This is a genomic window from Pseudomonas kitaguniensis (assembly GCF_009296165.1).
Taxonomy (GTDB): Bacteria; Pseudomonadota; Gammaproteobacteria; order Pseudomonadales; family Pseudomonadaceae; genus Aquipseudomonas; species Aquipseudomonas kitaguniensis.
This window is the reverse complement of the sequence record NZ_VUAZ01000008.1, coordinates 1-13,771: the sequence shown is the minus strand read 5'-3', so window position 1 is coordinate 13,771 and position 13,771 is coordinate 1. Positions and strand designations below refer to the sequence as shown.

13 protein-coding genes, 1 tRNA gene and 2 pseudogenes are annotated in these 13,771 nt (G+C 57.4%); 14 read left to right on the top strand and 2 right to left on the bottom strand.

The window, feature by feature from the left end; all coding sequences use genetic code 11:
• Window positions 1-32: 32 nt before the first annotated feature.
• From ruvA to F0169_RS01865, 11 genes and pseudogenes are all read left to right on the top strand, one after another.
• On the top strand, window positions 33-644 hold the full coding sequence (gene ruvA / locus F0169_RS01915) for a Holliday junction branch migration protein RuvA (RefSeq protein WP_172979299.1): 612 nt from the start codon (window positions 33-35) through the stop codon (window positions 642-644).
• Window positions 645-1,703: a Holliday junction branch migration DNA helicase RuvB gene (gene ruvB, locus F0169_RS01910; protein WP_058412482.1), complete on the top strand. Its 1,059-nt coding sequence runs from the start codon at window positions 645-647 to the stop codon at window positions 1,701-1,703. It abuts the gene before it with no gap.
• A 150-nt stretch (window positions 1,704-1,853) separates the two neighbouring features.
• Window positions 1,854-2,308 (top strand): annotated as a pseudogene (gene ybgC, locus F0169_RS01905) (tol-pal system-associated acyl-CoA thioesterase).
• Window position 2,309: 1 nt separating this feature from the next.
• On the top strand, window positions 2,310-3,005 hold the full coding sequence (tolQ, locus tag F0169_RS01900; RefSeq protein ID WP_058412480.1) for a protein TolQ: 696 nt from the start codon (window positions 2,310-2,312) through the stop codon (window positions 3,003-3,005).
• 23 nt (window positions 3,006-3,028) lie between these two features.
• A complete protein-coding gene (gene tolR / locus F0169_RS01895) occupies window positions 3,029-3,481 on the top strand; it encodes a protein TolR (RefSeq protein ID WP_161630238.1) in 453 nt (150 codons plus the stop codon).
• Window positions 3,481-4,554 (top strand): cell envelope integrity protein TolA, encoded by a 1,074-nt coding sequence (tolA, locus tag F0169_RS01890; RefSeq protein ID WP_058412479.1) that lies wholly within the window; start codon window positions 3,481-3,483, stop codon window positions 4,552-4,554. The genes tolR and tolA overlap by 1 nt, the downstream gene beginning before the upstream one ends.
• 17 nt (window positions 4,555-4,571) lie before the next feature.
• A complete protein-coding gene (gene tolB / locus F0169_RS01885) occupies window positions 4,572-5,852 on the top strand; it encodes a Tol-Pal system beta propeller repeat protein TolB (protein ID WP_152745290.1) in 1,281 nt (426 codons plus the stop codon).
• A 55-nt stretch (window positions 5,853-5,907) separates the two neighbouring features.
• A pseudogene (gene pal, locus F0169_RS01880) lies at window positions 5,908-6,407 on the top strand (peptidoglycan-associated lipoprotein Pal).
• A gap of 6 nt (window positions 6,408-6,413) precedes the next feature.
• Window positions 6,414-7,259 (top strand): tol-pal system protein YbgF, encoded by an 846-nt coding sequence (gene ybgF, locus F0169_RS01875; RefSeq protein ID WP_058412477.1) that lies wholly within the window; start codon window positions 6,414-6,416, stop codon window positions 7,257-7,259.
• 165 nt (window positions 7,260-7,424) lie between these two features.
• Window positions 7,425-8,072: a 7-carboxy-7-deazaguanine synthase QueE gene (gene queE, locus F0169_RS01870; protein ID WP_152745289.1), complete on the top strand. Its 648-nt coding sequence runs from the start codon at window positions 7,425-7,427 to the stop codon at window positions 8,070-8,072.
• 113 nt (window positions 8,073-8,185) lie between these two features.
• Window positions 8,186-8,261: transfer RNA gene (locus tag F0169_RS01865), tRNA-Lys, on the top strand.
• 70 nt (window positions 8,262-8,331) lie between these two features.
• Here the strand turns inward: F0169_RS01865 and F0169_RS01860 are convergent.
• Window positions 8,332-9,228, bottom strand: a complete 897-nt coding sequence (locus tag F0169_RS01860; protein ID WP_152745288.1) for an EamA family transporter — start codon at window positions 9,226-9,228, stop codon at window positions 8,332-8,334.
• Window positions 9,229-9,309: 81 nt separating this feature from the next.
• Window positions 9,310-10,566, bottom strand: a complete 1,257-nt coding sequence (locus tag F0169_RS01855; RefSeq protein WP_152745287.1) for an MFS transporter — start codon at window positions 10,564-10,566, stop codon at window positions 9,310-9,312.
• A gap of 119 nt (window positions 10,567-10,685) precedes the next feature.
• Here F0169_RS01855 and F0169_RS01850 point away from each other — a divergent pair, with 119 nt between their 5' ends.
• From F0169_RS01850 to nadA, 3 genes are all read left to right on the top strand, one after another.
• Window positions 10,686-11,141 (top strand): winged helix-turn-helix transcriptional regulator, encoded by a 456-nt coding sequence (locus tag F0169_RS01850; protein ID WP_099239957.1) that lies wholly within the window; start codon window positions 10,686-10,688, stop codon window positions 11,139-11,141.
• A 79-nt stretch (window positions 11,142-11,220) separates the two neighbouring features.
• Window positions 11,221-12,348: a hypothetical protein gene (locus F0169_RS01845; protein WP_152745286.1), complete on the top strand. Its 1,128-nt coding sequence runs from the start codon at window positions 11,221-11,223 to the stop codon at window positions 12,346-12,348.
• A gap of 153 nt (window positions 12,349-12,501) precedes the next feature.
• Complete coding sequence (nadA, locus tag F0169_RS01840) at window positions 12,502-13,560, top strand: quinolinate synthase NadA (protein ID WP_099239961.1); 1,059 nt, start codon at window positions 12,502-12,504, stop codon at window positions 13,558-13,560.
• Window positions 13,561-13,771 lie beyond the last annotated feature (211 nt).

Here is a 13,771-nt window from a genome sequence, read left to right as displayed (position 1 = left end):
GAGCTGACCCTCAAGCTTTAAGGATTTGAACCGTGATTGGACGCTTGCGCGGCACCCTGGCTGAGAAACAGCCGCCGTACCTGATTCTGGATGTGAACGGGTTGGGGTATGAGCTGGAAGTGCCCATGACCACCTTGTATCGCCTGCCGTCGGTCGGCGAGCCGCTGACCCTGCACACCCATCTGGTGGTGCGTGAAGACGCGCAATTGCTCTATGGTTTCATTGGCAAACGTGACCGCGACTTTTTTCGTGAGCTGATTCGTCTGAACGGCGTTGGCCCCAAGCTTGCGCTGGCGCTGATGTCGAGCCTGGAAGTGGATGAATTGGTACGGGCTGTTTCGGCTCAGGACACTTCGGCGCTGACCAAAGTACCGGGTGTCGGCAAAAAAACCGCCGAGCGCTTGCTGGTCGAACTCAAGGACCGTTTCAAGGCATGGGAAGTCGTGCCGAACATGTTTGCGCTGGTGCCCAACCAGCCGGATATGCCGGCTGCACAGGTCGCCAGCGCCGAAAACGATGCCGTCAGTGCGTTGATTTCACTTGGCTACAAGCCTGCCGAAGCCAGCAAAGCGGTGTCGGCCATCAAGGACAAGAACCTGAGCAGCGAAGACATGATCCGCCGGGCCCTGAAGGGAATGATTTAAGTGATTGAAGCTGATCGTCTGATCGCGGCCACCGGCCCGCGCGACCGTGAAGAAGTCCAGGACCGCGCCATTCGCCCGCTGAGCCTTGCCGACTACATCGGCCAGCCCACCGTGCGCGAGCAAATGGAGTTGTTTATCCAGGCCGCGCGCGGGCGCAGTGAATCGCTCGACCACACGCTGATCTTTGGCCCGCCCGGCTTGGGTAAAACCACCCTGGCCAACATCATTGCCCAGGAAATGGGGGTGTCGATCAAGTCCACCTCCGGCCCGGTGCTTGAGCGTCCGGGTGACCTGGCAGCGTTGCTGACCAACCTTGAGCCGCACGATGTGCTGTTTATCGACGAGATCCACCGGTTGTCGCCGATCGTCGAAGAAGTGCTGTACCCGGCCATGGAAGACTTTCAGCTCGACATCATGATCGGCGAAGGTCCGGCGGCGCGCTCCATCAAGCTCGACTTGCCGCCCTTCACCCTGGTGGGCGCAACCACGCGTGCGGGCATGCTGACCAACCCGTTGCGCGACCGTTTCGGCATTGTTCAACGTCTTGAGTTCTATAGCACTGCAGACCTTGCGACCATCGTCAGCCGTTCGGCGAGCATTCTCGGCTTGCCGCTGGACCCGGAAGGCGCCTTTGAAATCGCGCGCCGGGCGCGTGGTACCCCGCGTATCGCCAACCGGTTGCTGCGCAGGGTGCGCGACTTTGCCGAGGTGCGGGCCAAGGGGCACATCACCAAGGCCGTGGCAGACCTGGCCCTGAACCTGTTGGATGTGGACGAACACGGCTTTGATCACCAAGACCGACGCCTGCTCTTGACCATGATCGAGAAGTTCGACGGCGGCCCGGTGGGCGTCGACAGCCTGGCGGCGGCGATCAGTGAGGAGCGCCACACGATTGAGGATGTGTTGGAGCCGTATTTGATCCAGCAGGGCTTCATCATGCGCACGCCAAGGGGCCGAGTGGTGACGCGGCACGCTTACTTGCACTTCGGGTTAAACATTCCGTCACGATTGGGCGAGATGCCCGTGGTAGACGAATTCCTCGATGCAGTGGACGATTAAAAGGTCACGCCAGTCGATTTATCTGAAGTTTGTGCTGTCCTAGTGGCTGGCGGCGTCATTCAGTGATTAGGAATGTTCTGCATGATCACAAGCAGAATGAAAAAACAGTTGCCTCGCCGGATTGGCAACCTGAGGAGTAAGCACTAAAGTATGCGCGCGCAAAACGGGGATCAGTCGTTCGCACATCGCTGTCGCGTTTATTACGAGGACACCGATGCGGGCGGCATTGTGTACTACGTTAACTACCTCAAGTTCATGGAGCGGGCTCGCACCGAGCGGCTACGGGAACTGGGCTTTGCCCAATCCCAGCTTGCGGGGGAGGACCTGTTGTTTGTCGTGCATTCCAGCGAGGCGCGTTACCACGCGCGGCGCGGCTGGACGATGAGCTGCTGGTCAGCGCAGAAGTAATCGAATTGAACCGTGTCAGCCTGCGCTTTAAACAGCAAGTCAGGCGGGCAACGGATGCAACGCTGCTCTGTGAGGGGCAGTTCCTGGTGGCTTGTGTGCGCACCAATAGTTTGAAACCCCGGGCCATTCCCGAAGCTCTACGTGCGGCCTTCGCCGGCGTAAGCGGCGCGGGTAAACAATCAAAGCAGGAGATTTAGCGTGGAACCTACCGTCGTCGACCATTCCTCCATGTGGAGCCTGGTCAGCAATGCCAGTGTTGTGGTTCAACTGGTGATGCTGATCCTGGTAGCCGCATCGGTTACCTCTTGGGTCATGATTTTTCAGCGCAGTAATTTGCTGCGTGCCGGTCGACGCGCCCTGGAGAGCTTCGAGGAGCGCTTCTGGTCGGGTATCGACCTGTCCAAACTGTACCGTCAGGCCGGCAGCAACCCGGACCCGGATTCGGGTGTGGAGCAAATCTTCCGTGCCGGCTTCAAGGAATTCTCGCGCTTGCGCCAACAACCGGGCGTTGACCCGGAAGCCGTCATGGAAGGCGTGGCCCGTGCCATGCGTGTTGCCATTTCGCGCGAAGAAGAGAAACTCGAGCAGAGCCTGCCGTTCCTCGCCACCGTCGGTTCCGTGAGCCCGTACATCGGCCTGTTCGGTACGGTGTGGGGCATCATGAACTCGTTCCGCGGTCTGGCTCAGGCTCAGCAAGCGACCCTGGCCACTGTGGCCCCGGGTATTGCCGAAGCCCTGATCGCTACCGCAATCGGTCTGTTTGCCGCTATCCCCGCAGTAATTGCCTACAACCGTTTTGCCGCACGTGGCGAAACCTTGATCAGCCGTTACTACACCTTCGCCGAAGAATTCCAGGCGATCCTGCACCGTAAAGTGCACACCAGCGAAGAATAAGCAGGTAATTCCCAATGGCTTTAATCGCTCGAGCTCGCAAAAAGCGCAAGCCGGTCGCCGAGATGAACGTAGTGCCTTACATCGACGTGATGCTGGTGCTGCTGGTGATCTTCATGGTGACCGCGCCGATGCTCAATCAGGGCGTGAAAGTTGATCTGCCCAAGGTTTCCAGCGAAGCCTTGCCGCAAGACAACAACACTCAGGTCCTGACCATTTCGATCAAGGCTGACAAGACCTATTACTGGAACCTTGGCAGCGAAGTCGACACTCAGAAACAGCAGGACAAGGCCATGACCTTGCCGCAGATGACCGATGCCGTGACCAAGATCATCCGGTCCGGCAACGAAGGCGGCAAGCACACCCAAGTGTTCATTCGCGGCGACAAAGTGGTCGACTATGGCTCCGTCATGGGCGCCATGGGCGGGCTGCAAAAGGCCGGCGTGGGTAACGTTGGCTTGATTACCGAGGCGCCCTGATGCAGCAACAGCGAGAGCCGTCCGCCTCGGAAAGCTTCTTCTGGCCTAGCGTCTGGGCAATTGCCCTGCACGTCCTGGTATTTGGCATGCTGTTTGTCAGCTTTGCCATGACCCCGGACCTGCCGCCAGCCAAGCCGATCGTGCAGGCGACCCTGTATCAGCTGAAATCGAAAAGTCAGGCCACCACCCAAACCAATCAGAAGATTGCGGGTGAAGCCCAGAAGTCGGCTGCGCGCCAGACTGAAGTCGAGCAGATGGAACAGAAGAAGGTCGAGCAGGAAGCGGTAAAGGCTGCTGCGGAACAAAAGAAAGAAGAGGCGGCTCAAAAGGCCGAGGAATCGAAAAAGGCTGACGAAGCGAAGAAAGCGGACGAGGCGAAAAAGGCTGATGAAGCCAAGAAAGCCGACAAAGCCGCCGAAGCTAAAAAAGCCGAAGAGAAACAACTGGCTGATATAGCCAAGAAGAAATCTGAAGAAGAAGCCAAAAAAGCTGCCGAAGAAGAGGCCAAGAAAAAGGCCGCTGAAGACGCCAAGAAAAAGATAGTCGAAGACGCGAAGAAAAAAGCCGCCGAAGACGCCAAGAAAAAAGCTGAAGCAGACGAGGCGAAGAAGAAAATCGCCGACGACGCGAAGAAGAAAGCTGCCGCCGACGCCACCAAGAAAAAGGCCCAGGAAGCAGCGCGTAAATCCGCCGAAGAGAAAAAGGCCCAGGCCTTGGCAGATTTGCTTTCCGACACGCCGCAGCGTCAGCAAGCCTTGGCCGATGAACGTGGTGATGAAGTCGCGGGCAGTTTTGACGATCTGATTCGGGCACGCGCAGCAGAGGGTTGGACACGTCCACCTTCGGCACGTAAAGGCATGACAGTAGTGCTGCAGATCGGCATGTTGCCGGACGGTACGGTGACTTCGGTCAGCGTGGCCAAGTCCAGTGGTGACGGTTCGTTCGACAGTTCGGCGGTTGCCGCGGTCAAGAACATTGGCCGGTTGACCGAGATGCAGGGAATGAAACCAAGTGACTTCGCTCCCTATCGTTCATTCAAGATGACATTCACACCTGAGGATCTAGCCTTGTGAGAAACCTTCTTCGAGGAATGCTTGTCGTTATTTGCTGTATGGCAGGGATAGCGGCGGCGGATGAAAAGAACATCCTGGTCACCAGCGGTAGCGATCGGGCCACCCCGATCGCCGTAGTACCGTTCGGCTGGCAGGGCGGCAGCGTGCTGCCGGACGACATGGCCCAGATCGTCAGCGACGACCTGCGCAACTCCGGTTACTACGCGCCGATTCCAAAAGGCAACATGATCAGCCAGCCAAACCAGGCCAGCGAAGTTGTGTTCCGTGACTGGAAAGCCGTCGGCGCCCAGTACCTGATGGTCGGCAACATCACGCCGGCCGGCGGTCGCCTGCAAATCCAGTACACGTTGTTCAACGTGGCCACCGAGCAGCAGGTTTTGACCGGCAGCGTATCGGGCACTGCCGAACAACTGCGGGACATGGCGCACTACATCTCGGACCAGTCGTTTGAAAAACTCACCGGTATCAAAGGTGCTTTCTCGACGCGTCTGCTTTATGTAACTGCTGAGCGTTTCTCCGTAGACAACACGCGTTACACATTGCAGCGTTCGGACTACGACGGTGCGCGGGCAGTGACGTTGCTGCAATCGCGTGAGCCTATCCTGTCGCCGCGTTTTGCGCCGGACGGCAAGCGTATTGCCTACGTGTCGTTTGAACAGCGCCGCCCACGTATCTTCGTGCAGCACATCGACACCGGCCGTCGTGAGCAGATCACCAACTTCGAAGGCCTTAACGGTGCGCCTGCCTGGTCGCCGGATGGTTCGCGTTTGGCGTTCGTGCTGTCCAAAGACGGCAACCCGGATATTTACGTGATGAACATGGCTTCGCGCCAGATCAGCCGTGTCACCAGCGGCCCGGGCATCAACACTGAACCGTTCTGGGGCAAGGATGGTTCGACCATCTACTTCACCTCCGACCGCGGCGGCAAGCCACAAATTTATAAAACCAGCGTTGGCGGTGGGGGTGCGGAACGCGTGACCTTTATCGGTAACTACAACGCCAACCCTAAACTTTCGGCTGATGAAAAGACGTTGGTGATGATTCACCGTCAGGATGGTTTCACTAATTTCCGGGTTGCGGCCCAGGATTTGCAGCGTGGAACAGTAAAAATCCTTACAGATACCAACCTTGATGAGTCAGCTACTGTTGCGCCCAACGGCACCATGGTAATCTACGCCACCCGCCAGCAGGGCCGGGGAGTCTTGATGCTCGTGTCCATTAATGGACGCGTAAGGCTCCCGCTTCCTACCGCACAAGGCGAAGTCAGAGAACCGTCCTGGTCCCCTTACCTGAACTGACGCGGCGCTACAAAAAGAAGTACTTAACACACTGGGGTTCATTAGGAGTTTCACGATGGAAATGCTGAAGTTTGGTAAGTTTGCTGCTCTGGCTCTGGCTTTGTCCGTAGCCGTTGGTTGCTCGTCTAAAGGCGGCGACAATGCCGGTGAAGGCGCAGCTGTTGATCCAAACGCTGGTTACGGCGCTAACACTGGTGCGGTTGACGGCTCCCTGAGCGAAGAAGCTGCTCTGCGCGCTATCACCACTTTCTACTTCGAATACGACAGTTCGGACCTGAAACCAGAAGCCATGCGCGCTCTGGACGTTCACGCGAAAGACCTGAAAGCTAACGGCGCTCGCGTTGTTCTGGAAGGTAACACCGACGAACGTGGTACTCGTGAGTACAACATGGCACTGGGCGAGCGTCGTGCGAAAGCCGTTCAGCGCTACCTGGTACTGCAAGGTGTTGCTCCAGGCCAACTGGAACTGGTTTCCTACGGTAAAGAGCGTCCAGTTGCTACTGCCACGACGAGCAGTCCTGGGCTCAAAACCGTCGCGTCGAACTGCGTAAGTAATTCGTCATGCGAACGTGCCGTCGTGCTCTAACTGTATTGGCTCTCAGCCTCACACCGCTTGCGGTGTGGGCTGCGGTTCCTGTGTCGGATAGCAACTCAGGCTATAACAATAGCGGGAGCAGTTATCCGCCAGCAGGTTATGGCACGAACGGCGCCTATGCTGGGGGGCCGGCTACGGCCGCCCCCTCGGCACAGGGCGAACTGTTCAACCAGCTGCAACGCATGCAGGATCAATTGGCGCAGCAACAAGGCACCATTGAGGTTTTGCAAAACCAGGTGAACCAGCTGAAGCAAGAAGGCCTGGAGCGATACCAGGACCTTGATCGACGCATTGGAGCCGGCGTTACACCTGCCGCAACTCCTGATAATTCTTCTGCCGGTGGCGCGCCAAGTGCAGCTATCGGTGGTGCAGCAGCCGGTGCTGCTGGAGCCGCGGCTGCCAGCCAAGCGCCAGCCGCCAGCAGTGAACCGGGTGATCCGGCCAAAGAAAAGCTGTATTACGATGCAGCGTTCGACCTGATCAAAGCCAAGGATTTCGATAAAGCCAGCCAGGCTTTTACCGCATTCCTGCGCAAATACCCGAACAGCCAATACGCGGGCAATGCCCAGTATTGGTTGGGCGAGGTCAACTTGGCCAAGGGTGATTTACAAGGTGCAGGCCAGGCGTTTGCCAAGGTCAGCCAGTTGTACCCCAAGCACGCTAAAGTGCCCGATTCGCTGTATAAACTGGCTGATGTAGAACGCCGCCTGGGTCATACCGACAAGGTCAAAGGCATTCTGCAGCAGGTGGTTGCCCAATATCCGGGTACGTCTGCCGCTCAGTTGGCGCAGCGTGATCTGCAACGCTTGTAAGCGCTGCTATCACGTTTGGAAGAAACCCGCGCCTGTCGCGGGTTTTTTCGTTAGAATCCACGCCCTTTTATGAAACACGCTTCTTGGGGTCTACGCGTTGGCGGGATTTCTTGAAGTGCCTGACGGAGGCGGACAGCCTGTTTAGCTGTTACGCCCGTGGCGACTATGCAAGACACATTACGCATTACCGAAGTTTTTTACTCGTTGCAGGGTGAAACGCGAACCGCTGGCCTGCCTACCGTATTTGTACGGCTGACGGGCTGCCCGTTGCGTTGCCAGTACTGCGACAGCGCCTACGCTTTCAGCGGCGGCACCGTGCGCACCCTCGATGACATCCTCGAGCAGGTGGCGGGTTACCGGCCGCGCTACGTCTGTGTGACTGGCGGTGAGCCATTGGCCCAGCCCAATGCCATTCCATTGCTCAAGCGCCTGTGTGACGCCGGTTACGAGGTCTCGCTGGAGACCAGCGGCGCGCTGGACATCTCTGCGGTCGACACGCGTGTGAGCCGAGTCGTCGACCTCAAGACGCCGGGCTCCAAGGAAGCGCACCGCAACCTCTACGAGAACATCGACCTGCTGACGGCCAACGATCAGGTCAAGTTCGTGATCTGTTCGCGCGATGACTATGACTGGGCGGCCTCCAAGCTGATCCAGTACGGCCTCGACCGTCGCGCCGGCGAGGTGCTGTTCTCTCCGAGCCATCACGACCTCAACGCCCGTGACCTGGCGGACTGGGTGGTGGCGGACAACCTGCCGGTACGCCTGCAATTGCAATTGCACAAATACCTGTGGAATGACGAGCCAGGGCGCTGACAGCACTGCTCCAAACGGGCGGAATTACCCAGATAACGCGTTATTTCTGATTTATTTCAAATAAGGTGTTGAATAATCCTTAGAAATCAGTATTATACGCGCCACAACACAGCGGGTCGTTAGCTCAGTTGGTAGAGCAGTTGGCTTTTAACCAATTGGTCGTAGGTTCGAATCCCACACGACCCACCATTTTTGGCGGTTTAGAAAATCCGGAAGGCCCACGCAAGTGAGGATTTCCGGGTTTTTTTTTGCCTGTTATTTACAGTGAAGTGCGTGCAACGCGCGCGAACACAGCACTGAAAATACGCTGCCCATAAAGGCCGACAGCCAAGCCCAGCACAATCAGCCCCACCGACAGCACTTTGCTCACCGGTACGCTTTCGTTGAACACCACGACCGAACCGAGTACGCCGAAGATCGGCACCAGCAACGAGAGCGGTGCAACCGTCGAAACCGGGTAGGTTTTGAGCAGCGAGTTCCAGACCCAGTAGGCGAACAGGGTGTTGGGGTAAACCTGAAACATGATCGACATCACGGAGGTCGCGTCCACCTGATGGATGAATGCGCGATAGCCAGCGCTGCCGTTTACCGCATAGTCGAGGGCAAATAGCGGGATGGGCGCGAACGCGCTGGACCAGACCAAAAACCCAAAGACATCCTTGGTGCTGGCCTTTTTGTTAATGATATTGGCCACGCTCCACGAAGCCGCGCCCACCAGCACCAGCATTACGCCATAGACACTCACTGAACCATCGCTGATCTTGATGATGCACAAGAGCCCGGCGAGCGCGATCAACATGCCCAGCACTTGAAAGCGAGTCAGCGCTTCCTTAAACAACCAACTGCCGAGCAGCATCGTGAAAAATGCGCTGAATTGCAGGACCAGCGAAGCGATGCCTGCCGACAAACCGGCCTTGATGCCCAGATTCACCAGCCCCCACAGGCCGATGCCGAATACCAGCCCGTAGCCGATGATGAAGCGCCACGCTACATCCGGTTTGCGGATGAAAAATATCGCCGGTAACGCACACAGGCTGAAACGGATGCCCGCCAGAATCAACGGATCGACGGTGGCCAGTCCCAGTTTGATCACCGAGAAATTGACGCCCCAGATGGCTGTTATCAGCACAGCCAACACTACGTGCAGTGGTTTCATTGTTCAGTTGCCTTGATGGAGGAGGGTGGGGTACGTCGCTGTATAAAGCGACCGTGAGCATGCAGCTAACCTTTCGGGGCGTTATTCAAGCGTGCGCTGCAAATAGGCCCAGTACAGCAGCGCGACTGCACTGAACGACGCCCCCACTGTGCAAACCGCCACCCAACCAAAGTGCGCGTAAGTATAAGTAGCCGCAATCGCACCGAGCCCGCTGCCCACGGAGTAGAAACACATATAAGCGCCTAACAGGCGGCTCTGAGCGTCGGGCCGTGCGGCAAAAATCAGGCTCTGATTGGTGACATGCACCGCTTGCACGGCAAAGTCCAGCAACACGACGCCCGCGATCATCGCGAGTAATGAGCTTTCGACAAACGCGGTGGGCAGCCAGGATAAGGTCAGCAGCACCAACGCCACGCCGGTGGTTCGGTTGCCTAGCCCTTGGTCGGCGAGTCGCCCGGCCCGTGCTGCGGCTAGCGCACCTGCCACGCCGGCCAGACCGAAAAGCCCGGTCTGGGTAGGTGACAGTGAATGCGGCGGCGCGCTGAGCGGCAGTACCATTGATGTCCACAATATGCTGAACGCAGCAAAGATGAGCAGGGCGAACGTACCCCTGACACGCAACGCGCGCTCAGTCAGAAACAGTTGAAACACTGACCGCAGCAACTGCCAGTAACTGCCTTTAGCGGGAGGTACTGTGGCGGCGGGCAAGGTGCGAAACAGCACCAGGGCCATGCCGATCATCAAAGCCGCCGACATGAAATAAACACCGCGCCAGCCTGCCAGGTCGGCTACCGCCCCCGAGACGGAGCGCGCAAGCAGAATGCCCAGCACGACCCCGCTGGTGATTGTGCCGACCGCTTCGCCGCGCTGTTCGGGGCTCGCCAGGGTGGCAGCATAGGCGACCACCACTTGGACTACTACGGCCATTAAGCCCACCAGCATCATCGCGCCGAGCAGCCTGCCCCAATCCTGAGCCAGCCCTACCGCGCACAACGCCAACGCCGACAGAAGCATTTGCGTAAGCATAAGTTTTTTGCGGTTCAGCAAGTCGCCCAGCGGCACAATGAACAGCAACCCCAGCGCATACCCGGCCTGTGTGGCTGTGACGACGATGCCGATGGTTGCGGGCGAAACTGATAGGCTGGCAGCCATGGACTCTAACAAAGGCTGTGCAAAATAGACGTTTGCTACCGCCATCGCACAGGTCACTGCGAAGAGCAGTGTTTGGTAACGACTGAGCGTGGAGGGCGCAATCGTTACAGAAGATTCGGCGTATCCATCGGCAGCCTTTTCGGGTGCTACCTCCATTTTTACCGGTGCAGGCGACGGGTACGGCATCACTCCATCCTTGATTTGGTTTCGAAAAGAAACCAGTCAGCTGATTTTTAGCAAATCAGGTTGTTATAGGCAACTACTTTCACCTAACATTTTGATCCTCTCCCGCACCTTGGAAAATTATGGCCAGGCAACACCTGCTCGCGCAAAGCGAGTGCCCGGTAGCTCGAACGCTTGAAGCGATCGGTGACCGATGGGTTTTGATGATTATTCGCGACGCATTCGACGATGTGCGCCGATTCAGTGAGTTCCAGAAACGTCTTGGTCTTGCTAAAAACATTCTTGCGGTGAAGCTCAAATTGCTGGTCGAGCTGGGCGTGTTCGAAATCCAGCCGGCGTCTGATGGCAGCGCTTATAAGGAATATGTGCTGAGCCCCATGGGGCGCGCGGTGTTTCCTATCGTCGTCAGCATGCGTCAGTGGGGACAACAGTTTCTGTTCAACGAAGGCGAGGATTATTCAATTTTGCTCGACAACGAATTGTCGGAGCCAGTTGAAACCATCACTGTGCGGTCCAGAGCGGGCAAAGAGCTGACCCCGGCAGACTGTCATCGGCGGGTCATTACGCGTGACGCCTGACGGCGTGTTTTGAGGGCTGAGTGCGCTCAGGGCATACTTGAAAGCCTTAAACCTCACTCACTCTCACGGCGCTCTCAACATGATTTATCTGCTTGCGAAGGTGCTTATGGCCCGCGTGTTCACAACCGGGCGTCATCGGCTGCTGAAAAAATTTTCTACCCTGGCGCTGCTTTTGAGCGGTGCAAATCTCGCCTGCGGCAGCGCTGGAGCAACGGCTGATGCCGCGCCCACGTCAGGTGTGTCGATTCCAGTGATGTCCAAGGTGGTGGCGGGAAATCTTTTTTACTACGTGCGATTGCGGATCGGTGACGGCCCGGAAACCAATGTCATCCTCGACACCGGCTCCATCGGGCTTCGGGCTATTGCTGCGGTAGTTCCGCGAAAAACTCAGCCTGGCAGAGCGGTTATTTACAGCTTTGAGAGTGGCAGTGAATTACACGGCCATATTTCAAATGAACGCGTCAATTTGGGTGGGCTTGAACTTGGAACACTTCCCGTCCACGTGGTTGAAACGCTGCGTTGCAACACGCGGGTGCCGGATTGCTCTGTCGCGAAACTGGACCCCTCAGCCCCTTTCGCACAAGGCATTGACGGCCGCAGTGACCCGGCATTTGGCGCCATCATGGGCATACGCCTGTTTACCCGCACCGACCTGTGGGTGCCCAACCCGTTGAAAGCCGCAGGTATTAAACGTTGGATCGTGCAACTGCCACGCTCACCGAGCGAGCCTGGCGCACTGGTGCTTGACCCACCGGTAAGCCAGTTAAACGATTTCACACGGATGAAATTGGATAAAAATGGAACCGTTATGGCGTGTCTGGAAAGTCTGGGCGTGCCTCAGAGCCTTTGCTTGCCAACGATTGTAGACAGCGGTGACCCTCATTTTTTTGTGTTTTCGCAGTATGTTGATCAACCTGTACTCGCTGCGGGCGCTAAGGTAAGGCTGGCATTTTCCGATTCAGATAGCAGTGATCACACCGTCGTATTCAAGTTTGCCGCTGCAACAAGTCTGCCCAACGAGGCAAAGGAAACAGTGCGCTACGATCCTGCGGTGGTGTCTTTTAGATCAACGCCGGAGGGTGACGAGCCTTTTATTAACTCCGGGTATTTACCCTTCTTAAGCTACTCGATTTTGTTTGATGCGGATAAGCAGGTGATAGGGATGCGGGCTCGAACACCCGACAGACCTGTCTTCGTGCCAGATTAGGCTTTTGAATCCAATCGATATTCTGTAGCCTTGCGCAGCTTCATCTGAACCGTGCTTGATGAACACAATCACTTCGTCCGGCGGCGCCCGAAAGGCTCCAGAGCCGGTGGTACACTCGACTTTCGCGCAACTGCGCCTGCAGGTCTTGCGAACATGACGCAAATTTCCGAACGCCTTCTGGTTCAAGCCCACCTCGACGCCAAGCAGCCCAAGGCCCTCAGCGCCGATGAAGAGGCGAGCCTGCGTGCCGCCATCGCCGCTGAGCTTGTCGCTCAAGATGCGGTGTTGGTCGCTCACTTCTATTGCGACCCGGTCATTCAGGCCCTGGCCGAAGAAACCGGTGGCTGTGTTTCTGACTCCCTGGAAATGGCGCGCTTCGGCGCTGCGCACCCGGCCAAGACCGTATTGGTTGCCGGCGTGCGTTTCATGGGTGAGACCGCCAAAATCCTCACCCCCGAAAAACGCATCTTGATGCCGACCCTTGAAGCCACTTGCTCGCTGGACCTCGGCTGCCCGGTGGAAGAGTTTTCGGCGTTCTGCGATCAGCATCCCGAGCGCACGGTGGTGGTGTATGCCAACACGTCGGCGGCGGTCAAAGCCCGTGCCGATTGGGTGGTGACCTCCAGTTGCGCACTGGAAATCGTCGAAAGCCTGATGGACAACGGCGAGACCATTATCTGGGGGCCGGACAAGCACCTGGGCACCTACATTCAGCGCCAGACCGGTGCGGATATGTTGCTGTGGGACGGTGCGTGCATCGTTCACGAGGAGTTCAAATCCAAGCAGCTTGAGGACATGAAGGCGCTGTACCCGGACGCGGCGATTCTGGTGCACCCGGAGTCGCCGACGGCGGTGATTGAATTGGCGGACGCCGTGGGGTCAACCAGTCAATTGATTGCGGCCGCGCAACGCTTGCCGAACAAGACATTTATTGTGGCGACTGACCGTGGCATTTTTTACAAAATGCAGCAGTTGTGCCCGGATAAGGTGTTCGTCGAAGCGCCTACCGCCGGTAACGGCGCGGCCTGCCGTAGTTGCGCGCACTGCCCGTGGATGGCGATGAATACGCTGGAGCGCACGCTGCAATGTTTGCGTGAGGGCAGTAACGAGATTTTTGTAGAGCCGTCGGTGATACCGCAGGCTGTTCGGCCGCTTAAGCGGATGCTCGACTTTACCCAGGCTGCGCGCCTGAAACTGGCGGGTAACGCTTAATCCACTCGTACGCAAGGTCACCCTGTGGGCGGCCCAGCTGGATCTTTGATGTGGCACTCTCGCGATGCAGGCACCTCGGACCATCAGGCATACCGGATTGATGCCATCGCGAGCAAGCCCGCTCCCACAAAAAGCGCGTTTGATCCAACCACTCAGGTCGCCGTGCTCTTGCTTCTGATCTTGATCTAAGGCGCCCCGTTAAACCACGATG